Source organism: Candidatus Kapaibacterium thiocyanatum, assembly GCA_001899175.1.
Lineage (GTDB): Bacteria > Bacteroidota > Ignavibacteria > Kapaibacteriales > Kapaibacteriaceae > Kapaibacterium > Kapaibacterium thiocyanatum.
The window spans coordinates 12768-39353 of the sequence record MKVH01000025.1; the positions used below are offsets into that span (position 1 = coordinate 12768).

Consider the following 26586-nt stretch of genomic DNA (forward strand, 5'->3'; position numbering starts at 1 on the left):
ACCATGCAGGTGCGGGACGGATGCTTCTTCGCGTTCCGCGGCCGTATCAGCTCTCGGAGCTTTCGCCCCATGGATCGCGGCCGAACAGCTTCACAGCCGGCAGGTCCGTGAAGACCTGATGGAAGAAGAGTATCTGCATCGTCGTTTCCATCGCTTCCTCCGTGTCTTCGTTCCATACGTAGGTGATACGCCCCTCGCGAGGGAAATGGTCGCCTTCGGCCGGGACGTTCTCGCCGATCGGCCGTTCGGCAGGCGGCGAGCCGGCGATGAGACGGACGGCATCCTCGACGGTATCGACGTCGGCTTCGACGCGGCAGGCCCACAGACCGGCCACGAGCGCTTCCTCCGTGAGATCGTACCATTCTTCGCTGACGTCCATCGCCGGATGATCGGTCTCTCCCACGTAGGCGATGGTGCAATCGCCGGTGCCCTGGGACAGGGCAGGCACTTCGACGTCGAATTTTTCGGCCAGGACGATGGCTCCAATGCGTACCAGGAAGTCGTTCGGCGTGGGCGACGACACGCTGTCGATACCGGTGAGATGTTCGGCGAAGGACATGCCGACGACGTTGGTGTAGTCGTGGAGCTGCACGCACGGTCCGGCGATGATCCGGTAGTCCACGAGCGTCACGCCCATGCCGTATCCGATGGGCGATACGAGGGCCATGTCGACCATGTTCGCGAGAAGGAGTCGGCTGCACTCCGGCTCCGAGGCGCGGATCAGCGTCCAGCCGAGGCGCTGGCATACGTCGTCGACGTTGCCGAGGATCGGTGCGTAGAGGGGATGATCGGGTACGGCAATCTTCATAGGGACCTCGTTGTGGCATACATGGCAATTCCTGCGGCGACGGCGACGTTGAGGGAATGCTTCACGCCGTGCATGGGAATCTCGAGTGCGCCGTCGCAGACGGCAAGGACGTCGTTGGAAACGCCGGAAATCTCGTTGCCGAGCACGAGAGCGCACGGATAGTCGGCGGCGACCAGCGTATCGATCGGCCGGGGACTGTCCGTCAGTTCGACGGCGAAGATGCGCAGTCCATCGGCCTTCATCAGTGCGATGGCCTCCATGGTATTCCGGATGGCGACCCACGGTACGGTGTCGTCGGCCCCAAGTGCCGTCTTGTGGATTTCCGCACGCGGCGGCGCCGGTGTATAACCGGTGAGGACGAGGCGCTGGATACGGAAGGCATCGGCGGAACGGAAGATCGATCCCACGTTGTACATGCTGCGGATATCCTGCAGGATGACGGTCACCGGGTGCCGACGAATGGAAGGGACTTCATCAGGTGACAGACGTCGGTCGACGAGTTCGGAATGGGAGAGTTTACGCACACCGCGAATATCGTACTTTGGAGACGTATGAACAGAAGAGAACTGCTGACGTTGTTGCTGGCCGCCCTGCCTGCGGCCCGTATCGTTGCCGGTGGACCCAGTACGGTGCGCAATGCGCGCCCGTTGCCGGTGCCCGTGCCGCCATCGTTCGGCAGCGAGCCTCTGGTGAGATTCCTGGTCCTCGGAGACTGGGGCACGGCCGGTTCGCTGCAGAAGAAGATCGCGGCTTCCATGGAACGCGTCGCCGGCGAGGCGGGCGGTATCACGGCCGTGATCAGCACGGGAGACAACATCTATCCCAATGGCGTGGACAGTGCCGACGATCCGCAGTGGAAGCGCAAATTCGCCGATATCTATACCGGCCGTCATCTCCAGGTTCCGTGGTGGGCCGTGCTCGGTAATCACGATTACAGGAAGAACGTCGACGCCCAGATCGAATACGGGAAGCGGGACACGCGCTGGCACATGCCGGCCCGATACTACCGGACGGAAATCGCGATCGACGCTGAAACAAAACTGGCGGTTTTCGCTCTTGACACGCAGGCGATCCTGCAGCGTACGGAGGGCTGGAAAGAGCAGGTACAGTGGCTGCAGAAATCTCTCGGGAGTGAGAAGGCCGCATGGAAGATCGTCGTAGGACATCATCCGCTGCGGTCGGCGGGTGCCTACGGTGATCAGGCCTGGATGATCACCCATATCAAACCCCTGCTCGACAGATATGGCGTGGCCATGTATCTCTGTGGTCACGATCACGATCTGCAGGTCATCGCCCATCCTTCGGATACGTTCCTGTGCGTGGTTTCTGGCGCAGGAGGCGGTGCACGCGACACGGCGTTCGGAGATCATTCGCTGTTCGCCGCCACCAACGGAGGATTCGCCATGCTGAGCGTCACTCCACGACGCGCGGCGATCGCCATGTACGATGCGGACGGTACGTTGCGCTTCGTGCATGGGCGGAATGCATAGGGTGGCAAGGGCATACAGGTAGTTATATACATTCGAGCGGGAGCGGTCATGTCGATCCGTTGCTTCGTGGTGATGATGGTGGCCGGTATGATAGGGGCGACGGCTCTCGTGGCGCAGTCGTATCCGGACAGCAAGGGCCGTGACTTCTGGTTCACCTTCCTGCCCAACTATCACAATACCGCCAGCAACCTTCCGATCGAACCCCTTCGCCAGCTCGAGCACCAGCTCTACATCTACATCGGCGCCGAGCGCCCGACGTCCGGTACGATCACGTGGTACGACGAAGCGGGCCGGGCGAACGTGGAAACGTTCAACATCGTCGATCCTTCGAAGCTCCACGAAACGCACCGCTTCTACAGCGGTTACGAGCTGCGTGGATTCAACACCGGTGGTGATATCGACATCCCGTCCAGCCAGTGCGAAATCCCCGCCAACCAGTCCGTCCATATCGAAGCCGATAACGACGTCACGGTCTATGCCATGAATCAGGCCGAGCTCACCAGCGATGCCTTTCTCGTACTGCCCACGGATGCCCTCGGCGACGACTACGTCGTGATGGCCTATACGACCGATCCAAAGATGACGGCACTCGGCAGCATGAGCGGCAATACCACGCCCAGCCAGTTCGCCGTCGTGGCCGTCGAGGACAATACCGAAGTGGAGATCGTACCGTCGTCGGCCACGATCAACAACGCGACGCGCCAGCCCATGACGACGGTCCTGTCCAAAGGACAGTCCTTCCTCGTACAGCAGAATCCCCGTATCGAAGCATTCGGCGATCTCACCGGATCGGTGGTACGCGCCAACAAACCTGTCGCCGTCTTCGGCGGGCATCAGCGAACGACGCTTCCCATCGCCCTGACCAATTCGCTAGGGTCGCGTGACTGTCTGGTGGAGCAGATCAATCCGATCAGGACATGGGGCAAGAGCGCCTTCCTGACGCCGTTCGCACCCTCGGCCGACGAATTGCCGGACGGTAACGATCTCTATCGCGTTCTGGCTGCCTTCGACTCCACGGCCGTCGTCGTCAACGGCGCCCAGGTGGCACTGCTCGGTGCCGGCCAGTTCCATGAAGGAGCCCTCGTCGAGGCACTGGACGTCACCACGTCGCGTCCTGCCCTCGTGGCCCAGTACAAGAAGTCGTCCAGCCCCGGTGGCCAGCAGAGCGGCAGCCGTATCGGCGATCCGCTCATGATGCTCGTCCCTCCGGCCGAACAGTTCATGAGGTCCTACCGGTTCATGAACGCCCAGGCCTATCGCTTCGACGGCAATCCGGCGAATCCGACGGTCATCGACTCCGTCTACAAGGAGCAGTACCTCAACGTCGTGATTCCTATCGGACCAGCGAATACGGCACCGCTGAACATCAACCTCCAGCTCGACGGCAGGCCCGTCAACGCGCAGTGGAAGCGCATCGGATCTTCGGAATTCGGATATGCGACGCTGCGGATGCTGGACGGCGTGCATACCATCTCGGCCGATACGACGTTCGGTATCTACGTCTACGGCTACGGCGTCGCGAATTCCTATGGCTATATCGGCGGCATGGCCTTCCGCCCGCTCGACACCTATCCTCCGAAGATCTCGGACGAGCCGACATGTTCCGGTAGCGATGTCGTGGTCACGGACTCCGTTCTCGGAGATTCGCGCATCCGCACCATCGCCGTCGTTCCCGGTTCGGACACGAACGTCCGCTATACGATGCCGTCGATCGGCACGCCGCAGTCCATCGTACGCATGGCCATCGGTCTCGACAATCCGTATGCGGATGGAGCCATCACCATCGAGGCGATGGATGATGTAGAGCAACGCACGCGCCGCACCATCGCCATCCCGGGCTTCACCGTCGGCGTCGACGGCCGGGGAAGCGAACCTACGCCGCTGGCGAAGACGTGGGTGCTCCCCGTCGGTCGTGGCCGTTGCGACAGTATCGTGTTGCACAACTACGGAGCCTGGCCACAGAAGATCTCGACCCTTCGTTTCACGAGTGGTACGGCCATCGATATCTCGGATCTGCCTCTGGACATCGCTCCGGGAGGGCGGACCGTCATTCGGTATTGCCGCCGTGTGGATGAAGAAGGCGAAGGGATGGATACCTTGCTCATCGGCGACACCTGCCTTGCACGCCCCGTCGCCGCCATCGATATCCGGGCACGGATGGACAGGTCGAAGCCGACGGTCGCGACAACGACCGATCCCTGTTCGACGAGCGTGACCATGACCGTGACGGAGCGCTCCGAAGCGGACTTCGGTCTGGAGAACGTAACCGTCATGACGGACGTCCTGCGCAACTGCACGGCCGATGTGCGGACCACGGCCGCCGACGAGATCAGCTACGTCATCACCGTCATCGATCCGTTCGAGGACGCCATCTACGGCGTCGATGCCGTGGATTCGGCAGGCAATCGCGAAGTCTTCATCGATACTATTCCCGGCTTCACCCTCAGCTTCCTCGGCGAACGGGGAAGGACGACGACCTTCCCGTATCCGGTATCGCCCGTAGGGGGGCGTCACTGCCGCGACGTGGCCATACGCAACTACGGTACGCGATCCATCACGCTCGACGAGGCACGACTCGATCTCAATATCCGGTTCTCCGTGCCCCAGCATCAGTTCCCGATCACGGTTCCGCCGGGCGAGGAACGGTTCCTGACCGTATGCTACGAACCCGTGGTTGCGGCCGACAGCCTGAACGACGCCGACACCATGCGTTTCCGGTTCGGATGCAGCGAGAAGAACGTCTCCGTACAGGGAGGTGGAAGTGTCGTCGTCTTCGAAGGCGTGTCGGGTTGCAACGTCCCCCTGAATACCGATGTCTGGAAGGCCAGTCGGATGGCCGTCTCTCCGCAGCCGGCTACCGATGCCGTCGTGCTGGTCCTGCGAGATTCCGTGGACGGTGCGGTGGTGCGTATCGTCGACGTCACGGGTGGCGAAATTGCGCGGTACACGTACAGAGGGCCGATGACGAAGGCCCTGAGCGTATCGGTCGGTGACGTGCCCGATGGAACCTATGTCTGCCTCGTCGATCACAATCAAGGTACCACATCGGCCGTCATCGTGATCAGACGGTAATCCGTTACTTTTGACGTCCCATTTCGTCCGTTTTCCCCCAAGCTCCCATGCTTCCCATGCAGAAGACCTCCCTTCGACTCGTATTGCTGGTTTCGGCGGCTGTGGCCGTCGGTATCGGCCTCGGCGTCTATGTCCAGCCCGCGATCTCGGGCGACAACGTCTTCGAGAACGTCCGCAAGTTCAATGAAGTCCTCAACATGGCAGCCAAGAACTATGTGGAGGAAGTCGACACGCAGAAGCTCACGGAAGCCGCCATCAAGGGCATGCTCGACGAGCTCGATCCGCACTCCGTCTACATCCCTGCCAAGGAAATGCAGAAGGTGCAGGAAGACTTCCAGGGGTCGTTCGAGGGCGTGGGCGTGGAATTCGACATCATCAACGACACCATCACGATCGTTTCCCCGATCTCCGGAGGTCCGAGCGAAGCTCTCGGCATCCAGGCGGGCGACAAGATCGTCCGCATCAACGACACCTCGGCCGTGAAGATCACACGCGACATGGTTCCAAAGAAGCTGCGTGGTCCGAAGGGTACGATCGTCAAGGTCCACATCAAGCGTCCGGGCGAATCGGAACTGCTCGTATTCGACATCAAGCGCGACAAGATTCCGATCAACAGTGTCGACGCCTCCTTCATCATCCAGGGGACGGACGTCGGCTACATCGCCGCGAACCGCTTCAGCGCCACGACGTACGAAGAGCTGCTCACGAATGCGCGCAGGCTCCGCGATGCCGGCATGAAGAAGATGCTGCTCGACCTTCGCGGCAATCCGGGCGGCTATCTCGACCAGGCCTTCCGTATCGCCGACGAATTCATTCCGGCAGGAAAGAAGATCGTCTACACGAAGGGACGTCGCGCCGAATTCGACGAAGATTTCTGGTCGACACCTGGCGGTGAATTCGAGGACATTCCGCTCATCGTCATGGTGAACGGTGGTTCGGCATCCGCGAGCGAGATCGTCTCCGGCGCCATCCAGGACCTCGATCGCGGTCTCGTCGTGGGCGAAACATCCTTCGGCAAGGGGCTCGTCCAGCGTCAGTACCAGCTCGGCGACGGCTCGGCCTATCGCCTCACCATCTCGCGCTACTATACGCCGTCGGGTCGCCTCATCCAGCGTCCGTACGACGACAAGTCGAAGTACTATCGCGGCGAAGGCCGTGTGGAAGCGGAAGAAGGAGACAACATCGAGCACGAGAAGGATGCCAGCGAGGATTCCACGCACAAGCGTCCGACGTTCAAGACGGCCGGTGGCCGTACCGTCTTCGGCGGTGGTGGCATCACGCCCGACTACGTGGTGAAGAGCGATACGATCGCCATGCTCGCCCGCAAGCTCCGTGCGAAGAACCTGTACTGGGAAACGGCCGACAATCTGATGAAGGTCAAGGGTAAGGATATCCGTGCCGTCTACGGCGAAGATCTAGGCAAGTACGTCCGCAGCTTCACCATCGGTGACGACGTCATCGCCCAGCTCAAGGAACTTGCCAGGCAGAAGGACGTTGAATGGAACGATGCCGAGTTCAAGCAGGATGACGACTTCATCCGCACCGTCATCAAGGCGTACATCGGCCGCTCCATCTTCAACAACAACGGCTATACGGCCGTGATGCTGGATGTGGACAAACAGGCGAAGAAGGCTCTCGATCTCTTCCCCGAAGCGAAGAAGATCGCGAAGCTTCGCTAACTTTGCGTCCTTTACAGACAGAAACACCACACATGAACACCATGATCCGTCTGGCGGTCGTCGGCATCATCATGCTGACGGCCGGTCTCACACGTGCGTCCGCACAGTCCTTCCTCTATCCAGGTGAAGAGCTTACGTTCCGCGTGTCCTACCTCAACATCACGCTCGGTACGGTCAAGTCCGTCGTCGAGCCGTATACGACGCTCGACGGACGCCGCGTCGCGAAGGTCAAGGTCTACATCAACTCCCATCCGAACATTCCCTTCGTATCGCTTCACTCCATTTACGAGAGCTGGGTGGATACGACGGTGACGTTCTCCTACAAGTTCAATGCGAATACGCAGGTCGACGACAAGTGGGAGTTCGATCAGTATCTGTTCGACTATACGAACAAGCTGCTGACGATGGAGAAGTACAGGGACAAGCAGAAGGTATCGTCGAAGACGGCCGAGATCAAGAAGCGTTTCAACGATGGCAGTTCGCTGCTGTTCGCTGCGAGGTCCATGCTGTATTCGAAGAAGAGCTATCGTATGCCCACCGTCATCATGGAAGACACCGTTAGCACGGTGATCAACTTCCAGGGCAAGCAGGAAGCCGTCGATATCGATGCCGCCAGTTATCCCGTACGTACCGTCTACTTCAACGGCGATGCGAACTGGACAGGGATCTACGGTCTTACCGGACGCTTCGAAGGATGGTTCTCCGACGACGAAGCCCGCATTCCGATCAAGGCCAAGATGAAGGTCTACGTCGGCAGCGTGACGATCGAACTGCAATCCTGGAAGCGCGGCTCGTGGCAGCCGCCGAAGGCCGGATGATCATCGTCGTCGACGGAGGAGGCTCGACCACGGCCTGCGCCGCTTTCACGGGCACACACGAGCATGGCCGCACGGAACTGCCGTCCTGCAAACCAGCCGCAGGAGACACGCGTACGGATGAACTGTGCCGTTACCTCGGCTCCTGGCTTGTCACCACGCATCTGAACATCGCATCGTCCGACATACTCCTCGTGGGCATGTCGGGTGTATGGTCGCAGGAGGAACGTCGTTCCTATACCGAGGATCTCGACCTGTCATGGTCACGCTACGTCGGCGACACCGTGCCCCGTATCACCGTGGTCAGCGACATCGAACTGGTACAACTCGCAGCACTCAACGGCAGGCCCGGCGTCGTTCTCGTTGCAGGGACGGGGGCCATCGCTCTCGGTATCGCCCGTGATGGAAGACAGATCAGGGTGGGTGGATGGGGCCCCCGCATCGACGATGCGGGCAGCGGCTTCTGGATGGGGCGCAAAGCCTTGCGCGCAGTCGCGTGGATGCTGGATGGACGCGGACCCTCGACCCTGCTGATACGACCCGTCGCCGCCTTCCTCATGGCCGATCCGGCCGATGTGCCGACACTCCAGAACAAATTGCGCACGACGTCGATCGATCGCTGCGCACGCCTCGCCCATGCCGTCTTCGCCTATGCCGCGGAAGGCGATGCCGTCGCCATGCATATCAGGGGTGAAGCCGCACGCGAACTTGCGCGACTCATCACGACGGTATGCAGCGATACGTCAGATATTCCTCCGGACATCGTCCTCTATGGTTCGCTGTGGCGCGATGAACCGTTCTACCGCATCGTCCACGGTCTCGTCAGCGACCAGGTGCACGGCGCATCGTTGCAGACGATGACCGACGTCCTCGCGTCGACGGCCGAAGCCATGCTGACGGCATCCTGAGTCTGCACACGTCGTTCGGACATCGAAGCGCTCGATGTCCCGCACCGCGCGTCGTCAGCGAACGGCAGCATCGACGAGTCTGAGATACCGGCTGCGCGCGGAAATCGATGCGCGAATTCCCATCGGAAGCGTGAGCTTCTTCTGCTCGTGGCCATACATCAGGTTGCCGAGGACGGGTCCCGTCGAACGTGCTGCATATTCCGTCAGGACTTCCCCGATGTCCCGCGTCTGCGTGGACGAGCCGCGTACGACCTTCTGCGTGAACTGGCCGAAGACCGTGGCCGCGCATGACGATGGAATGCCGGCGAGGGAAAGCTGCGTCAGCATGCGGTCGATGCGATAGGTCTCTTCGCCTACGTCTTCGAGAACGAGAACATTGTCCTCGAGTGCAGGCATGTACGGCGTGCCGAGCAGCGAGACGAAGACACTCAGATTGCCGCCGAGCAGACGTCCTTCCGCGGCACCGCGCCGCAGGATCGTGACCGGAAGCGATTGCTTCAACGGCCCCAGGGGTTTCGCCGATGTGAGCACGCGCCAGAACCATTCCTCGCTTTCCCCGTCGAACGTGTCGGCCATGTCGACGCTCGGCATGGCGCCCGAGAACGTGACGAGCGATGTCTTTTTCCATATGGCGAGCTGCAGTGCCGTCGTATCGGAAAACCCGACGAAGATCTTCGGATGACGCCTGATGATGCGGTAGTCGATGTCGTCGAGCAGACGCATCGTGCCGTAGCCTCCGCGTGCGCACATGATGGCGTCGATACCGTCGTTCGTGAACATGTCCATCAGGTCGGACAGCCGTTCCTCGTCCGTACCGGCGAGGTAGCCCGCATGGCTCCGCCGTGCCGCACGACCGAGTTCCACACGGTAGCCGAGCGATTCCAGATACCGGATGCCACGGTCGAGTCTCGAGGGGTCTCGCTGTGGTGAGGCCGGTGAAACGATGCCGATGACGGCGTGTCTGGGCAGGCGTTTGGGGATAAGCATGGGTAAAAATCGCGATTTACGGTGGAAAAGGTGTGGATCGAACGTTACACCGCATGGGCAGATCGTAACGCCGATGACTCGACAGGAATTGCTAAGTTGCGCCCCGGCAATCTCTTACACCAGTATTCCCGGCATCTCCGTCGTATGGCACGCCATTTGGTTGGCCATGTCCGCGGCAAGATGTTCCACGCCGGGCCGACCTCATGTTCCCGTTGCGACGTCGTACTATCCGATCGATCATGTCCATGCTGTTCCTGATGGTTTGTTCCATCGGGGTGAGCTATGCCCAGCCGTCGATCAGCGGTATCGTCAACGACTACGTCCAGGTCAAGGAAGTATTTCCCTGCGACAGTACGGTTCGCGTGGAATCGACTCAGGGGTTGTCCGCCGGCAGCCGCGTCCTGCTCACGCAGATGAAGGGTGCGCTCGCCTCCGTCGTGAACGACAGTACCTATGGAACGATCCTCGCCATCAACGGCGCAGGTGCGACGGAATTCCTGACCATCGATCATATCGATGGCGACCTCGTGACCTTCACTACACGCATGGTCCACGACTATTCCCCATCCGGCATGGTGCAGCTCGTCCGCGTGCCGGTCTACGATGACATCATTATCGGCGGACCGTTGTCCGCGAAACCCTGGAACGGCACGACGGGCGGTGTGCTCGTCATCGAAGTGCGCGGAGCTCTGGCCTTCGCTGCCGACATCACTGTCGACGGAGCGGGCTTCCGTGGCGGCAGGACGTCGATTCCGCGAAGCCGGTGCGATGTCGGCGACTTCGTCGTCAACTGGGCCGTCGGTCTGTCCGCGGAAAAAGGCGAGGGCATCTTCCAGCCGCCGACGAATGCCGGCGCCGGACGCGGTCCCGCCGTGTCGGGCGGTGGGGGCGGCAACGGCAACAATGCAGGCGGCGGCGGTGGTGGTAATGCCGCACGTGGCGGTATCGGCGGCAATCCCAATCTCTATTGTCATCTCTTTCCGGCCGTCGGTGGCTATGGCGGTAGTGCGCTGGATACGCTCAACGGCAAGCAGCGATTCTTCCTCGGCGGTGGCGGTGGCGGCGGGCATCAGAACGATGTCCAGGGCACCGGCGGTGCGGCCGGTGGTGGACTCGTCGTCATCAAGGCCAGGCGTATCGTCGGGAACGGTCATACCATCAATGCGAACGGTGCGCATGTCACGCTTCTTGCCGGTGAGGATGGTTGCGGTGGTGGCGGTGCAGGCGGTACGGTCGTCGTCGACGCCGATACGGTGGAAGGATCGCTCGTGATTTCCTGCACCGGTGGTAACGGCGGCAGCACCAATGCCATGTACAATGCTCACGGTCCGGGCGGTGGTGGAGCGGGTGGAGCGGTCATCCTCACGCGTTCTCATGCATCGCTGACGACGGACCTTCGGGGCGGCCTGCCTGGAACGCACCTGGTGCAAAGCAATGAAGTCTATAGAAGCGGTTTCGGTGCCGAGCCCGGTGGCGAAGGAGTCGTCACGGTTCCCTTTGCGTGGAAACGTCCGATCAGCATTTCGCTGACCGTAGATGGTGACGCGGCATTGTGCGAAGGTGCGGTTACCTTCATCGATGCGTCGCCGGGATTCGCCAGTTATCGATGGAGCGATGGCGCGACGTCTCCGCGACGGTTCGTGAGCGATCCCGGATCGTACGTCATGATCGCCGTCGACAGTGGCGGCTGCACGCACGTCTCGCGGAGCGTCGTCGTCTCGCGGAATACGACGTCGTACAGCGTCGGTGGCGTGCTCGACTTCGGTATGTGCGATTTCGACGTACCATACCGGAAGACGCATGTCTTCCGCAATACGGACGACGAGGATCTGACGATCGGCAGCATCGATATGCCCGGCGGATTCACGCTTGTACGCCCGGATTCGTTTCCGGTCACCGTGCCTGCGGGACAGCAGCTCGACCTCGAAGTGGAATTCATCGCCGCAGAGGACAGGCCGTACAGCGGCTCGATGGTGATCAACAGCACGGCCCCGTGTGCGGACACGAGCGTCGTCGAATGCAAGGCGACCGTCAATCCCGTCTATGTCACGTTCTCCGTTCCGGACACCGTGGCCGGTGTGGGTGCTCGCGGCTTCGGCATACCGCTCTACTGCCTCGTCGAGCCTGATACGGCCACGCTGAAGGTATCGTTGGCCCACGTCGTACTGTCGCTCGACAATCGTGTATTCGCTGTGGATACGATCTTCGGGGCGGACAGGATGACGGATGTCGTCGATCTCGTCAACAACGTCCGGACGATCACGCTCAGGATCGCAGGTGCGAACGTCCGTGGCGGTTCCCGCGTTCTCGCCACACTTGTCGGGACGACGCTCTCGTCCGTCGTGAAGGCCACGCCGATCAGGATCGTCGGCGTGACGTGGACCGATGCGGAGCAGATACCCGTCACGAAGGTGAAGGACGGTTCGTTGCAGGTCGATCCGCTCTGCTATGGCGATGCACGCGTCGTGCGCTTCTTCGCGCCCGCATTGCTGCAGATCGCACCGAATCCCGTCGTTGACGATCTGGTCGTCACCATCGGTATGACGGTACCGGGAACCTACGACCTCGCCATCGTCGACGTACAGGGTAATCCCGTGATGACACGGTCGTTCGACCGTCCATTCCACGACGGACAGGGCGTCGCATCGCGGTACGTCAACGAAACGTTATCGATCCCTTCAGGATCGCTGGCCAACGGTGCCTATGTGGCACGTCTCATCACACCTGTCCAGACGCTTTCCGTCCCCTTCGTCGTCGCACGTTGACGACGGATCAGTTCTTTCCCGGAGATCCCGACGCCACGACGATGTCGGGCCTTGCCTTCATGATGTCATGCATCAGCTTCGCAGCTTCCTCCGACTGCCAGTCCGCCGCAACGGCCGGAAGCGACATGATGTGCTGCATGAGATCGTCCTGTTCGCGTCCGATGCGCTGTGCCTCGTTATAGGGTGTATCCGACGAGAATGTCACGAGTGTATAGAGGGGGATGAACCTGGCCGGGTAATGCGCATGGAGCCATGCTTCGATCTTCTTGCGAAGGAGGAAGGCCGGATCGGCCACCTTGTCCCGCATCTCGATGAAGTTGTCGAGGGCGAGGTCCGCGATGGCATCGCCGGCAGGCTTGCGCAGGTCCTGATACGTGCGGAGCGTATCGGCCCAGTCGCCCTTGCAGTGATCGAGGCATTCCATCAGGATGCGGCAGTCTTCGAAGCCGCAATTCATGCCCTGACCGTAGAACGGTACGATGGCATGCGCTGCGTCGCCGATGAGCGCCACGCGATCCTTCATGATCCAGGGAGAGCAGCGGACCGTGACGAGGGATGATTCGGGATTCGAGAAGAAGTCCTCGATCAGCGTCGGCATCATGGCCCTGGCATCGGGGAACTGTTCGTCGAAGAACCGCTCCACGTCCTGCTTCGTGGTGAGTTCGGTGAAGGAGGGCGATCCGTCGTGGGCGAAGAAGAGCGTGCAGGTGAAGCTGCCGTCGAGATTCGGCAGGGCGATCATCATGTAGGAATGACGCGGCCAGATGTGCAGGGCGTGCTTCTCGATACCGAAGCCGCCCGTCGACGTCGGCGGAATGTGCAGCTCCTTGTATCCGTGCTGCAGGTACGTCTGCGAATAGTCGAACCTGTCGGTCTTCTGCATCTTCTCGCGGACGGCCGAATAGGCCCCGTCGGCACCGAAGAGAATGTCAGCGTCGACGGTCATGCGTTCACCGGTATGGACGTTCTCGAAAACGGCGCGGGCATCGTCTACGTCGACATCGGTACAGCGTACGGAGAAGGTGATCTCGACGCCATGCCGTTCGGCGCAGGAGAGCAGGACCTTGTTGAGTTCACCGCGCGAGACGCTGTTGATGGCCTGATCGCCGACGCCATAGGCGAGGAAGGTCTGGTTGCCTGCGACGTCGTGCATCACACGGCCGCGCATGGGAATGGCCACGGTCCGGATGTCGTCCGCGATGCCCGCCAGTTCGAGTGCGCGCAGGCCGCGGTCGGACATCGCGAGGTTGATCGAACGTCCCGCACTGATGGTGGCATTGCGCATATCCGGACGTCGTTCGAACAGGCGCACCTTGTATCCGCGTTTCGCGAGCATGACGCTCAATAGGCATCCTACGAGACCGGCTCCAACGATGGTAATGCGTTGCATGATTGTCCAGGGTGTTAGTCGTTGTTCTTGATGTCGAACCTGGGATTGACCAGGGTGCAGTGTGATGTCGCATCGGTATCGACGAGGATCCATTCGGTGCTCGGATGCTTCGACGGGAAGCGTCCGACGTGGATGCAGGCGACGGTGACGTCCGTCCACCGTCCGTCGTTCACGATCTCCAGCCGTGCGAGTGTGTCGCCCGGAATCGGTGTGGCGACGGTCCTCATCGTGCCGTTGTTCGTGACGGATGTGCGGTCCGATCCGATCGTGATTACGATGCCGTCGTCGCGTCCGGCGTCGCGGTCATAGGGCGTCGTTCGCGTACGGAACGTGACCTGCGATCCGGGGCCGAGAAGGAAGTTGCTGTAGAAGACGCCGTCGGTGAGCTTCTTGACCCTGATACTCGCCTTCGCCGACGGTCCGAGCTTGAGGATGTGATCTTCTGATGCATCGACGTTGCGGTAGTCGCCGTGGATGAGCCCTTCGATGGGCCAGCCGGAATTGCGATGCAGTCCGAACCGGTGTGCATCCGCACAGCCGGCGAGAACGATGCAGGCCGTCAGCAGCGATATGGTGAGGCGGTGCTTCATTCGTGAGGAAGGTTTCGGCCGTAGCGCAGTTCTTCGCGATGGAAGAGGCGTTCCCACAGCGTGACGCCGATACCGAGGTAGAAGGCGTCGAAGCTCAGGGGATTGTTGACGTGTTCTCCGCCCCAGTCGTAGCCGCGGAGGCTGCCCGTCGAGCCCGAGACGTAGCCGACGGTGAGGAGGACGTTGAGTTCCGTATTCACGGGAAGGGTCAGACGTGCACCTGCATGCGTGAAGGTCGACGGCGCGTAGTTGTATTCGGCGAAGGGCTCCACGACGAAGTCGGGGCCGATCGGGCGCAGGACGATGCTAGCGCGTATCGGGAGGACGCCGATGCCGAAGGCCACGTTGCCGGGTGCGACGACGTTGATGAGCGACGTACCGAGCGACAGCTTGTAGTCGAGGAAGGGAAGGGCGATGGTGGCGTTGCATAACCGTGCCGTGAAACCGGTGACGGCAGGCTTGGCGCTTCCCGTCTTGTTCGGTGCGAACAGCGAAGCGTCGGTGTTCGCACCCACGAGCATGAATTCGGCGAGGCCGATGGCCCACGATGAATGTTCGTGGTACTTCCATTCGACGTTCAGTTCCTCGTCCTTGTTGAGGAAGTCGAGTACCGATGCACCGATGCCGAGGTAGGGAAAGTTCACGAAGGATCCCGGGGCCACGAAGCCCGACATGCCGAAGGCATAGCCTGCGTAGAGGCGCAGGTTGAGGCCGCCGATGCTGCCCAGTTCCGCGGAGCCGGACAGGTTGACGTATTGCGACGGCAGGAAGGCGAAGGACGCCTGCGCCGAAAGGGCCAGATAGGGAATCGTGTTCTTCAGGTACCAGCGCTTCTTGATGTTGAGCACGCCCGCACCGTTGAGGTAGTGGGCGAGGTCGTCGTCGGGTCTGAGCAGCTCCCATGCCGTGAATCCGTACGACCAGCCGGGCTCGTCGTCGAACCAGTGCAGCTTCCACTCGCCGATACCGAAGCGGTAGATCGATCCCTTGAAGATGTTGCCTTCCGTCGACTGCCTCTTCTGCGTGAGGATGCGGTCGATGTCGAAGTAGAGACCGAAGAGGCCGGCGTTGACGGATTCGCCGCCGAGGCCGGAACCGATGAGTCCGATACCTTCGAACAGTCCGAGGCGTATGAAGTTGGGATACTCGCGTTCGACGACGCTGTCGCGCTGGACCATGTTGCGCTCCATCACGATCGTGCGCGACGAAGGATAGATGATGCCGTTGTCGCGTTCGCCCGGTTGATTGCGGACCTGCTCGATGACGGTCGTGTCGATCTTCGTGATCGTATACACGTCCTTCTCCGTACGTGTGATAGAACCGCAACCGACGAGCAGTACTGCGGCGATCGACGACGCGATGAGAATAAGTCGGGAACGTCTCATGCGAAGGATATCCGTAGTGTGGTAAGATCGTCGAGTGTAGCGACGGCCCGGTCTCCCCGGCGGATCTGCGCGACGCCCTCCGGCGTTCCGGTGAAGATGGCGTCGCCCATGCGCAGCGTGAAGATGCGGGACAGGTAGGAGATCATCTCGGCGACCGTACGTTCCATGGTCGCCGTCGACGCATGCTGGCGGCGTTCGCCGTTCACGTCGAGTGCGATCGTCCATGGTCCTGGGCCTGCCGCATCCGCGGGCACGATATGGGATACGGGCGCCGAGCCCTTCCATCCCTTGGCCACTGCCCATGGTTCTCCGCGCTGCTTGGCCGTAGCCTGTACGTCGCGTGCCGTGAGGTCGAGGCCGATGCCGTAGCCGGCGATGACCTTGTACGCATCGTCGACCGTCACGTTCTCCGCATCGATGCCGATGACGACGACGAGTTCGACTTCATGATGGACGTTGTCCGACCATGCCGGCAGAGCCACGATGCTGCCGTCGGGAGCGTAGGAGGAGGGCGGCTTGATGAAGACGATGGGGTCGTCGGGAACGGCCGCGCCCATCTCACGTGCGTGTGCCGCGTAGTTGCGGCCGATGCCATAGAGCGTGCCGACGGGCAGCGTGGCCTTGCTGGTGAACGTCCAGTTCATGGTTTGTTCGGTGGCAGAGGTGGCGGATCCTGTATCTCTTCGGCAGGCGGCATGTTGATGATGTCCGGACTCGTCGTATCCGCCGAGTCCTTCTCCACTGCGAAGCGCGTCTGCCTGTAGCCGAGGTTGGCGTCGTCGTAGACCTTCTGCATCAACCGCCCCCATGCGGGCGCGGCTGCGCGCCCGCCCTGGCCGTAGTCGCCGGTGAACTGGATGCGCCGGTCGTCGAAGCCCACCCATACACCCGCTACGAGCTGAGGCGTGTAGCCGATGAACCAGGCATCGGCGAAGTCGTTCGTCGTTCCCGTCTTGCCTGCGGCATCGTACTTGAAGAATCGTCGTATGCTGGAGCCCGTGCCGCCATCCACGACGCCGCGCATCATGGAGATCATGCTGCGTGCGACGGACGGGCTGATGGCATCGCTCACCGTGGAGGGCAGGCGAGCTTCGTAGAGCACGTTGCCCATGCGGTCTTCGATACGCGTGATGGCGGCCGTGGGAACGGCGACGCCCTGATTGATGAAGATGCCGTAGGCGTTCGTCATTTCGAGCGGCGTCACTTCCACGCTTCCGAGAGCGATGGACGGAACGGGGCGCAGCGGCGAGACGATGCCCATGCGCTGGCAGAGGCCGACGACCTTCGAGGCCGACGTATGCTCCGTGATGAGTCGTGCCGCCACGGAATTCGTGGAGAACTTCAGCGCGGTACGAAGGGGCATGGGGCCGCCGTTCTTGCTCGATCCCGCGGGGGCCCATACGTCTCCCGACGGCAGGACGATGGAGAACGGTCCGCTCTCGATTGGCGAGTCCGGTGTGAGCCCGCTTTCGAGGGCGGCCGCATAGACGAAGGGCTTGAAGGACGAGCCGGGCTGACGCCGGATCTGCGTGACGTGATTGAGGGAGTATCGCGCGGCGGGATTGTTGCGCATGCTCTGCGGCGATGCGCCCACCATGGCGAGAATGCCGCCCGTGCGGGGATCGATGACGACGAGGCCTGTCTGGATCGTTGTGGCATCACGCTTGACGGAGTCGACGAACTTGCGGTCGCGCTTGTACCGCTCCATGATGCGCTTGCGTTGATCCGGCGTGGCCGAGATGTAGTCGCTCTTCTTGACGATGGCCCGTTCGAGCAGGCTGTTCAGCAATGCACCCTTGGACTTCCACGAGAAGTTCTTGTCGAACAGTTGCTGATACTGTCCGAGATGTTCCGCCACGGCCAGATTGGCATAACGCTGTATCGACGCATTCAGCGTCGTATGGATCACCAGGCCGTCCCGGTACAGGTCATAGCCCTTCAGCTTGTCGTTCCCGTCGCCGTCCCTGCCGAGCTGCTGTCGTATCATCTCCACGAAGTGTGGGGCGATGCCTCGCGAGATCTGCGCGGGCGACGGTTTGGCGAGGGGTTCGCTGGTGGCGCGTGCCCATTGTGCATCGTTGATGAACGACGCTTCGTGCATCATGCCGAGGATGAGATTGCGTCGGGCGATGCCCGCGCTGTCGTCGCTGTTGTACTTCTCCGGAGCCTTGAACAGTCCTACGAGGTAGGCGCATTCACTGGTCGACAATTCCATCGGCTGCTTGTTGAAGTACACCTGGGCCGCCACCTGGATGCCGTAGGCACCGCGACCGTAGTAGACGGTGTTGGCATACATCTCCAGAATTTCGTTCTTGGTGTAGGTGCGTTCGATCTGGAGTGCCGTCCACGCCTCGCGGATCTTCCGCGCAAGCGTCTGCTCCTGCGTGAAGTAGAGATTGCGTGCGAGCTGCTGCGTGATGGTCGAGGCGCCTTCCTTCGTGCGCATGGCGAGGATGTTCTTCACCGTGGCCTTGACGATGCGCATCGTGTGGACGCCCCAGTGTTCGTAGAAGGCACGATCCTCCGTGGCGATCAGGGCATTGACGAAGTTCCGCGGGATACTGTCGAAGGGAATCGACGTACGCCTCGTCGTGGCGAAGTGTTCGAGCAGGACGCCGTCCGACGAGAAGACCTGCGTGGCGAGATCCTGTTTGGGATTCTCGAGTTGTTCGAGGGTGGGGAGTCCATCACTCAGCACGACCATCACGTAGATCGCCACCGCCACCACGATACCTGTGATACCGTAGAGGAAGGCGCGAAGAACGGTGCGGGGGGAGATGTGCTTCATGGCGAATGGTTATCGAAGAATCTTGACGAGTTCCACGCGGCGCGACCGTTTGCGCCACTGGTCCAGTGATTCACCCTTGCGTTTGTCCGGCTTCAGGCGTTCGCCTGCCGAACGTCCTTCGAGGAGACTGCGGTCCACACCACGCTGGACGAGCTGGTCGATGATGAAGTCGACGCGCTGCCGTCCGAGCTTGAGATTGTTCACATCCGTATCGACGTCGTCCGTATGCCCGATGAGGATGAGGCGCTGAAGCTGATCGCCCGACAGCTCGATGTTCCGTACGAGCATGTCGAGGGCGCTCTGCCACGTCTGGCTGGTCTCCGTTCCGTTGGAGTCCAGCGTATTCTGATACGGTGCATCGAAGATCGCCGTCGGGAAGTTCACGCGCAGGAACAACGTGATGGGAAGATGCAGGGGCTTCTCCATACGAACGGTATCGTTCGCTTGTTCCTTGGGGATGGTCGTCACCGTGCGGTCGTAGAAGAGCTTGCCCGACTGTGCCGATACCTCGATGGGCGTGTCCGTAGGGACGGAGAGCGTGTAGTCGCCGGCCGTATCCGTTCGTGTGGAGGAGAGGACCTGCTTCGACGCTTCGTCGCGTGCCGTCACTTCGGCATCGACGACAGGCTCGCTCGTCTTCTCGTTCACGACGCGCCCCTTGATCGTCGTCCGGGGTTTCTTCGCCAGCTCCTCCCGACGTGCGATGTCTTCCGGCTTCTTCCTGTCGTCCTTCAGCGTGTCCTTCTTCACGCGTCGTTCCATCACGCGATCGACGCGATGGAGGACGTAGACATCGAAGTCTCCGCTGCGTTGCGACGAACCGTAATAGAGGATGGAGTCGGATGGCATCCAGGGAAACAGTTCATCCGCAGCCGTGTTGACGGGCAGGCCGATGTTGCGAACATCGGAAAGAGCGATGGAATCCTTTCGCGGGCGTTCGACGGCAGCCTGGAAGATGTCGTATCCTCCGGCCGTGGCATGGCCTGCAGATGCGAAGAGTATCTTCCTGCCATCCGACGCGAACGACGGCGACAGTTCGTCGCATGGTGTGTTGACGGCAGGACCCAGGTTGACGGGCTCGCTCCATGCTTCGCCGTTGCGAACGGTATACCACAGGTCGGTGCCGCCGTACGATCCCGGCCGGTCCGATGCGAAGACCATGATCTCGCTGCCCTGTGCACTCGCCGGCACGACGACGGGATGACCGTCCCAGTAGACGTCGAGGTTGACGGGGCGGCCGAGCGGCTCGCCGAAGGTGACGGTGCCGTTCGAGATCGTCGCGGGATGGATGGCCGCATCGCCCATGATCCTGTCCGGCATGACGCAGGTGAGCATCACGGGTGCCGCCGCACTCGCACGGGCCGTATCCACCGACGTCACGGACGTGCGTGTAACGGTGTGATAGGTGGCGATGCCTGCGTTATCTCCGTTCACGAGCAGGGTAGCGGTACGTCCGGCGGGCATGAGGCCCCATTGATGTCCGTTGCCGCTGGCGCCGTCGACGATGCTGATCTTCCAGTGGGGGAAGCGTGCCGACGACGTATCGAAGAGTACCGTCGTGAACGACGTCGGTGCACATGGAGGCGGTGGTGGCGGTGGTGGACAGTCCTGTGCCGCGCGATCCGGCCGCGGAGCGGCACAGGCGACACAGAGCAGGGCGGCACATGCCATGGTCATGAAGGATCTAGTCACGGGCATCGGTTTCCGAGATGTCCGAGAAGATTGCCGGCGTGTCGAGTGCGTCGGCGAGCATGAGCTGATAGATGGCATCCGGAATTTCCACGGCACCGAGGGACTCGGTGAAGTCGTTGATGTACTGCGTGTCGAGCAGGCGGAAGCCACGCAGGCGGAGGACTGCGATGAGATGTGCGAACGCCACCTTCGAGGCATCGCTGCGGCGGCTGAACATCGACTCGCCGAAGAAGGCGCCGGCCAACGATACGCCGTACAGTCCGCCCACGAGCTCCTCCCCTACCCATGACTCGATGGAGTGGGCATGACCCGATTCATGGAGATCGCAATACGCCTGGATGATCTCGGGAGAAATCCACGACTGATCCCTGTCGGCGCACTGCGTGATCACCTCCCTGAATGCCGTATCCATCGTGATGCGGAAGGTACGCTTGCGCAGGGTCTTCAGCAGGGAACGGCTGATATGGACGTCGTCGAGCGGGATGATGGCCCGCGGGTCCGGACGATGCCATACGATACGTCCCGAACGCTCCTCGGCCATCGGAAAGAATCCGTTGCGGTAGCCCACGAGCAGAACGTCGGGCATCAGGATGGAAGAGGCGGGTGAACGCATGGATTGACTGCGAAACTACGACGTAGGATCAAGGCTGGCCATGTACCGTACGTACGGAATGTCCTTGCGATGACAGAAATCCTGCTGGTCCGTGACGAAGGGGAACGGCCAGTCCGATTCGACGACGACGTCGCGGATGACGACTCCGGGCATGGAACCGAGTACATGGCGCTGGAATTCGTCCACGTCCGGCCGGTCCGTGGCAAGATAGAGCCGCCCGCCCGGTCTCAGTACACGCCATACCTCGGCGAGGAATTCCGGTGAGAACGCTCTCCGTTTGTAATGACGCTTCTTCGGCCATGGATCGGGGAAGAGATAGAAGGCATGATCGATGGACGCATCGGGGATGAAGCCCAGGCCGTTGACCACGGAATACCATGCTGCGCGGGCGTTCGGAATCTCCTCGCCCGCTATCACGTTGTTGATCCAGTTCACGAGAGTGTGACGCACTTCGATGCCGAGCACATTCTGGCCGGGCCGGTGCAGGGCATGCTGGAGCAGGAATCCTCCGCGCCCGCATCCGATGTCGAGGACGTCGGCGGGCCGGCCGTTGGCGAACCACGACTCCCAGGGTGCCTGGTCGATGAGCGGCGGATACCACTCCGGAATCGTACGATGCTGGGCAACGGGGAGATAGAGCTGAGGGCTCGTATGGTGCCTGATGCGGGGGATCGGATATTTGCGGTAGTCGAGCATTCGCAAAAATAACCAGATGAAGGCGGTGGCGAGGGATGTCCGTATTCTCTGTCGTCTGTCTGCAACTTTCTCTTATATTCGCAGTCCTTTTGTCCTTCGCAATGGGGCAATGGGCGGCCTGTGTTCTAACCGGTCGCCGCGTACGAAGCATGTCAGTCAGGAGGAGTCCTTGAAGAAGAACCTGGGTAAGTACCTGCTCATCATCCTGCCGATTCTGGCAGCCGGTTATATGTTGTGGCCGACGTTCAACTTCTACAGGTTGGACAAGGAACGCGCCCTGGTGGCCGGCGACTCCGCGGCGCTGGAGCAATGGGAACGCTCGTACGGCGAGGCCTATCAGGCAGCCCGCAACGGACGTTTGAAGCTCGGTCTCGACCTTCGCGGCGGGATGTACGTGACACTCGAAGTGGACGTGCTCCGCATGATCGAAGAGTCGGCGGACCAGTCGAGCATCGATGATGCCTTCCGCGACGTCATCTCGAAGACGCGTGCCGAGACGAACAACACCGATCTCGACGTCCTCGACACCTTCCTCAAGAACTTCCGCGCTACCAACCGTTCGCTGCTGCAGTACTTCACCGTCACGAACGCCGCCGATCCCACGGACGAGTCCGTGATCGCGAAGCTTCGCCGCGACGTCGACGGTGCCGTCGACCAGGCCCTGCAGGTCATCAAGCAACGGATCAACAAGTACGAAGTCTCCGAAGCGAACATCCAGAAGCAGGGTGCACGCCGCATCCTCATCGAAATGCCGGACGTCAAGGACGAGAAGGAAATCCGCACGCTGCTCCAGACCACGGCCCGCCTTGAATTCAAGCGCGTGCTGATGAATCGCGAGCTGCTCCGCACCTTCATGACCATCGACGCAGTGCTCAAGGGACATGTTCCTGACGAAGCCAAGGCCGTCGATACGTCTGCCGTCAAGGATTCGACCGCTACGGCCAAGGATTCCTCTGCCATCGCCAAGGCCGATTCCGCCAGGCAGGGAGACAGCGCCAAGGTGGACACGTCCAAGAAGACGCCGACTGATCCCTATGCAGGTCTGCCCGAAGAAGAGGCACGTCGCCGCTACCGCGCCGACTATCCCTTCACGAGCATGATCCAGTCCACGATCATCGTCAACGAGCGTGCCCAGCCCTTCAGCTTCGTCGGCGTGAAGCCCGAGGACTTCCCCGAGAACGCGCAGTACCGCTTCATCATCGACGAGAAGCTCCTGCCGCGCGTACTCTCCATCCTCGAGCGCCCCGACATCCGCAAGATCATGCCCGTCGACCTCGACATCGTCGTCGGTGCCAAGACGGATGACTTCTTCGCCAAGCAGGGCGCCAAGGTCTACGACGTCTACGGTGTGGCCAAGGAGCCGGAACTCACGGGCGATGCCGTCGTGGAAGCCTTCCCCAGCTTCGACCAGGCTGCCAACCAGCCCGTCGTACTGATGGAAATGAATGCCGAAGGTGCCGAAAAGTGGGCACAGATCACGGGCGCCAACATCGGCAAGCGCATCGCCATCGTCCTCGATGGTCGCGTGCACTCGGCGCCGAACGTCCAGAACAAGATTCCGAACGGTTCATCGCAGATCACCGGTATGGCCAACGCCGAAGAGGCGAACCTGCTGGCCGTCGTTCTCAAGGCCGGTGCACTCAAGGCTCCGGTCAAGATCATCGAAGAACGTGTCGTCGGTCCGTCGCTCGGTGAAGACTCCATCCGTCGTGGCGTCACGACGAGCGTGATCTCCTTCGCCATCGTCATCCTCTTCATGCTCGCCTACTATGCACTGGGTGGTGGCGTCGCCGACGTCGCCCTGCTCATGAACGTCCTTCTCGTCGTGGCCGCACTGGCCGCCTTCGGAGGTACGCTCACGCTGCCCGGTATCGCCGGTATCATCCTCTCCGTGGCGATGGCCGTGGACGCGAACATTCTCGTCTTCGAGCGGATACGTGAGGAAATGGCGGCGGGGCGCACATTGAAGGCAGCCGTCGAACAGGGCTATGCCAAGGCCATGAGCGCCATCATCGACTCCAACATCACGCACATCCTGTCTTCGATCGTACTGATCTATCTCGGCACGGGTCCTGTGAAGGGCTTCGCGCTCACGCTGATCATCGGTGTGGTCATGACGCTGTTCACCGCTGTACTGGTTACGCGGGCGATCTTCGAGATCATTATCGCCGGTGGCGCAACCACCTTCAACTTTGGCCAAAAGAAGGCATAAGAGGCACACGACATGGATCTGATCAAGAAAACAAACATCGATTTCGTTTCCCGCAGGAACGCATTCATCGGTGCCTCGCTCCTGCTGAACGTCGTCGGACTGATTGCCGTCTTCCTTCTCGGTATCGACTACGGTATCGACTTCGTGGGTGGTACGCAGGTGGCCGTACAGTTCAAGCAGAATACGGCGACCATCGACGACGTCCGCGCGTCGCTCGAGAAGATCGGCTATGCCGGTGCGGAGCTCAAGAGCTTCGGCGGCCCCGGACAGTACCTCATCCGTGTGAAGGCAGCCAACGGCGACAAGGGCAACAGCGTATCGCAGGCCATCGTCAACCAGCTCTCCACGCAGTTCTCGCGTGACCAGGTCGTCATCCTGTCGTCCGAGAAGATCGATGCCAAGGTTTCCGACGAACTCAAGATGGACTCGCTGTGGGCCCTCATCGCGGCGGCCGTCATCATCGTTCTCTACGTCGCCTTCCGATTCGAATTCGTCTACGGTCTGGGCGCCATCGTCGCGCTCGTCCACGACGTTCTCATGGCCTTCGTGATCTCCGTGCTCTTCAACAAGCTCGGCTGGATCAACCTCGAAACGAACATCAACTCCATCGCCGCCTACCTCACGATTCTCGGTTACTCGATCAACGACAAGGTGGTCGTGTTCGACCGTATCCGCGAGAACAAGGAAAAGCACAAGGGCATGGGGCTCGCACAATTGATCAATCTCTCCCTGAACGAAACGCTCAGCCGTACGCTCATCACCGGTATCGCCGTCCTCGCGGCACTGCTCGTGATGGTCTTCTTCGGCGGCGAAGTACTCGAAGGATTCGCCTTCACGATGTTCATCGGTATCGTGATCGGTACGTATTCGTCGATCTACATCGCTTCGTCCTTCGTCATCTGGTTCGATGAGCGCCGCAAGCAGGGGAAAACGTCTGGCGTCGTCGCCAAGGCATAATACCGGCTACAACAATGTCAACGTTCGCAACCCAGCAGCCGCGCAGCGGCGTGACCGTGATCAGCTTCGGAGAGCAGGCCATCGGAGGCCCCGAAGCCGTGGAACTCGCCGGACTGGTCCGTGAGGCGGCAGCCTCCGGAACGTCCGTCACGATCTTCGATCTCGCACGCGTCACCATCATGAACAGCTCCGGCCTTGGGATGCTGGTAAGCTCGCTTACCACCGTGAAGAAATACAACGGCACACTTCGTCTGGCCAACATTCCGGAGAAGGTTCGCTCACTCCTGGAAATGACGCATCTGTCGGCGGTCTTCGAGACCTATGCCTCCGTCGACGAAGCTGTCGGTACGGGAGCCTGACCATGAGCGTGCGCATCATCGTAGGCGCACAGTGGGGAGACGAGGGCAAGGGCAAGATCGTCGACCTGCTGAGCGAAGGAACCAGCATCGTCGCCCGCTATCAGGGCGGAGCCAACGCGGGCCACACCATCGTCCATGGTGACCGCAAGTACATCCTGCATCTCATTCCCTCCGGTATCCTGCACCCTGCGGTGCAGTGCGTGATCGGCAACGGAGTCGTGATCGATCCCGTGGCACTGATGGACGAAATCCACATGCTCGAGAGCATGGGCGTCAACATCAGTGGCCGCCTGCACATCTCGCACAAGGCCCACCTCATCATGCCGTATCACAAGATGCTCGATGCGGCTCGCGAGAAGCAGGCAGGATCCATCGGGTCCATCGGTACGACGGGGCGCGGCATCGGACCGGCCTACTTCGACAAGGCCCAGCGCATCGGTATCCGCATCGTCGATCTCCTCGATCGCGATCTGCTGTGCGACAAGCTCCGCACGAACCTCGAAGAGAAGAACCAGTTGCTCCAGGCCATCTACGACCAGGAGCCGCTCGACGTCGATGCTCTCATCGAAGAGTATCTCGCCTTCGATACGCACATCGATCCCTACATCACGGATACGACGGCATTGCTGAACATGGCGCTGAAGGACGGGAAGAGCATTCTCGCCGAAGGAGCCCAGGGCGCACTGCTCGATCTGGACCATGGCACGTATCCCTTCGTGACGAGCTCGAATCCCACCAGCGGTGGCGCGTGTACCGGCCTCGGTATTCCGCCTACCAGCATCACGTCCATCATGGGCGTGGTCAAGGCCTACAGCACGCGCGTCGGCAACGGCCCGTTTCCCACGGAACTGCACGATGCCACGGGCGATCTGCTGCGCAGTGAAGGTCATGAATTCGGTGCCACCACGGGCCGCTCGCGGCGCTGCGGATGGCTCGACATTCCGGCACTGAAGTATTCGCTGATGGTGAACGGCATCACGGAAATCGCACTCACCAAGCTCGACGTTCTCGGAGCCCTCGACGAAATCCGCATCTGCACCGGATACTCCGTCGACGGCAAGCCTGCCAAGCTCTTTCCCGCAGACGTCCGTACCCTCGAACGTGTCACCTGCGACTACATCACGCTTCCGGGCTGGAAATCCGACATCGAAGGGATCTCTTCCTTCGATGCGCTGCCGGCCGAAGCCCGTTCCTACGTCGAGACGATCGAACGCCTTCTCGAGACTCGCGTCACGTGGGTCTCCACGAGTCCCGCACGCGAGGATACGTTCAGAAGGTAAGTAGCCTCAGCGACGATTCGTATCCCTGAACGAACATCTCCGATATCCCGGAGAGGTCGTGTCGTGCCTGTCGTCGCACCCATGACGGAAACCTTCCAGC

General features: G+C 61.0%; 21 protein-coding genes. 10 read left to right on the forward strand and 11 right to left on the reverse strand.

Features of this window, described 5'->3' with window-relative positions; translation table 11 throughout:
• Window positions 1-46 precede the first annotated feature (46 nt).
• Together BGO89_12690 and BGO89_12695 are read right to left on the reverse strand one after the other, a co-directional pair.
• A complete protein-coding gene (locus BGO89_12690) occupies window positions 47-808 on the reverse strand; it encodes a hypothetical protein (GenBank protein OJX56195.1) in 762 nt (253 codons plus the stop codon).
• Window positions 805-1341 (reverse strand): RNA methyltransferase, encoded by a 537-nt coding sequence (locus BGO89_12695; GenBank protein OJX56377.1) that lies wholly within the window; start codon window positions 1339-1341, stop codon window positions 805-807. The genes BGO89_12690 and BGO89_12695 overlap by 4 nt, the downstream gene beginning before the upstream one ends.
• Window positions 1342-1722: 381 nt before the next feature.
• Here BGO89_12695 and BGO89_12700 point away from each other — a divergent pair, with 381 nt between their 5' ends.
• From BGO89_12700 to BGO89_12720, 5 genes are read left to right on the forward strand one after another with little or no spacing between them, the layout of a single operon-like run.
• Window positions 1723-2298 carry a hypothetical protein gene (locus BGO89_12700; GenBank protein ID OJX56196.1) on the forward strand — a complete coding sequence of 192 codons (576 nt, stop codon included), beginning with the start codon at window positions 1723-1725 and terminating at the stop codon, window positions 2296-2298.
• A 48-nt stretch (window positions 2299-2346) separates the two neighbouring features.
• Entirely contained in the window at window positions 2347-5370 is a 3024-nt protein-coding gene (locus tag BGO89_12705) for a hypothetical protein (protein ID OJX56197.1), read from the forward strand.
• Between the two features lie 47 nt (window positions 5371-5417).
• Window positions 5418-7049, forward strand: a complete 1632-nt coding sequence (locus tag BGO89_12710; protein OJX56198.1) for a peptidase — start codon at window positions 5418-5420, stop codon at window positions 7047-7049.
• Between the two features lie 32 nt (window positions 7050-7081).
• The gene (locus tag BGO89_12715) at window positions 7082-7867 is read left to right on the forward strand and encodes a hypothetical protein (GenBank protein ID OJX56199.1); all 786 of its coding nucleotides are present in this window, start codon (window positions 7082-7084) and stop codon (window positions 7865-7867) included.
• Complete coding sequence (locus BGO89_12720) at window positions 7843-8772, forward strand: hypothetical protein (GenBank protein OJX56200.1); 930 nt, start codon at window positions 7843-7845, stop codon at window positions 8770-8772. Before BGO89_12715 ends, BGO89_12720 begins: the two co-directional genes overlap by 25 nt.
• Before the next feature lie 54 nt (window positions 8773-8826).
• Here BGO89_12720 and BGO89_12725 read toward each other — a convergent pair whose 3' ends face one another.
• Window positions 8827-9759 (reverse strand): hypothetical protein, encoded by a 933-nt coding sequence (locus BGO89_12725; protein ID OJX56201.1) that lies wholly within the window; start codon window positions 9757-9759, stop codon window positions 8827-8829.
• A gap of 239 nt (window positions 9760-9998) precedes the next feature.
• Here BGO89_12725 and BGO89_12730 point away from each other — a divergent pair, with 239 nt between their 5' ends.
• Entirely contained in the window at window positions 9999-12524 is a 2526-nt protein-coding gene (locus BGO89_12730; GenBank protein OJX56202.1) for a hypothetical protein, read from the forward strand.
• Between the two features lie 7 nt (window positions 12525-12531).
• Here the strand turns inward: BGO89_12730 and BGO89_12735 are convergent, their stop codons facing one another.
• Genes BGO89_12735 through BGO89_12770 form a run of 8 tightly spaced genes read right to left on the reverse strand, consistent with a single transcriptional unit; the run spans window position 12532 to window position 21678 of the window.
• Window positions 12532-13914, reverse strand: a complete 1383-nt coding sequence (locus BGO89_12735) for a kynurenine 3-monooxygenase (GenBank protein ID OJX56203.1) — start codon at window positions 13912-13914, stop codon at window positions 12532-12534.
• A gap of 14 nt (window positions 13915-13928) precedes the next feature.
• On the reverse strand, window positions 13929-14504 hold the full coding sequence (locus BGO89_12740; protein OJX56204.1) for a hypothetical protein: 576 nt from the start codon (window positions 14502-14504) through the stop codon (window positions 13929-13931).
• Window positions 14501-15889 (reverse strand): hypothetical protein, encoded by a 1389-nt coding sequence (locus BGO89_12745; protein ID OJX56205.1) that lies wholly within the window; start codon window positions 15887-15889, stop codon window positions 14501-14503. The genes BGO89_12740 and BGO89_12745 overlap by 4 nt, the downstream gene beginning before the upstream one ends.
• Window positions 15886-16533 (reverse strand): hypothetical protein, encoded by a 648-nt coding sequence (locus tag BGO89_12750; protein OJX56206.1) that lies wholly within the window; start codon window positions 16531-16533, stop codon window positions 15886-15888. Before BGO89_12750 ends, BGO89_12745 begins: the two co-directional genes overlap by 4 nt.
• Window positions 16530-18677: a hypothetical protein gene (locus BGO89_12755; GenBank protein ID OJX56207.1), complete on the reverse strand. Its 2148-nt coding sequence runs from the start codon at window positions 18675-18677 to the stop codon at window positions 16530-16532. Before BGO89_12755 ends, BGO89_12750 begins: the two co-directional genes overlap by 4 nt.
• A 9-nt stretch (window positions 18678-18686) precedes the next feature.
• Window positions 18687-20348 carry a hypothetical protein gene (locus BGO89_12760; protein OJX56208.1) on the reverse strand — a complete coding sequence of 554 codons (1662 nt, stop codon included), beginning with the start codon at window positions 20346-20348 and terminating at the stop codon, window positions 18687-18689.
• A gap of 13 nt (window positions 20349-20361) precedes the next feature.
• Entirely contained in the window at window positions 20362-20982 is a 621-nt protein-coding gene (locus BGO89_12765) for a leucyl/phenylalanyl-tRNA--protein transferase (GenBank protein ID OJX56209.1), read from the reverse strand.
• Window positions 20983-20997: 15 nt separating this feature from the next.
• Window positions 20998-21678 (reverse strand): hypothetical protein, encoded by a 681-nt coding sequence (locus BGO89_12770; protein ID OJX56210.1) that lies wholly within the window; start codon window positions 21676-21678, stop codon window positions 20998-21000.
• Between the two features lie 169 nt (window positions 21679-21847).
• Here BGO89_12770 and BGO89_12775 point away from each other — a divergent pair, with 169 nt between their 5' ends.
• From BGO89_12775 to BGO89_12790, 4 genes are read left to right on the forward strand one after another with little or no spacing between them, the layout of a single operon-like run.
• Entirely contained in the window at window positions 21848-23890 is a 2043-nt protein-coding gene (locus tag BGO89_12775; GenBank protein OJX56378.1) for a protein-export membrane protein SecD, read from the forward strand.
• 12 nt (window positions 23891-23902) lie between these two features.
• On the forward strand, window positions 23903-24847 hold the full coding sequence (locus BGO89_12780; protein ID OJX56211.1) for a protein-export membrane protein SecF: 945 nt from the start codon (window positions 23903-23905) through the stop codon (window positions 24845-24847).
• Window positions 24848-24861: 14 nt separating this feature from the next.
• A complete protein-coding gene (locus BGO89_12785) occupies window positions 24862-25206 on the forward strand; it encodes a hypothetical protein (GenBank protein ID OJX56212.1) in 345 nt (114 codons plus the stop codon).
• A 2-nt stretch (window positions 25207-25208) separates the two neighbouring features.
• Complete coding sequence (locus BGO89_12790; protein ID OJX56213.1) at window positions 25209-26486, forward strand: adenylosuccinate synthase; 1278 nt, start codon at window positions 25209-25211, stop codon at window positions 26484-26486.
• Window positions 26487-26586 lie beyond the last annotated feature (100 nt).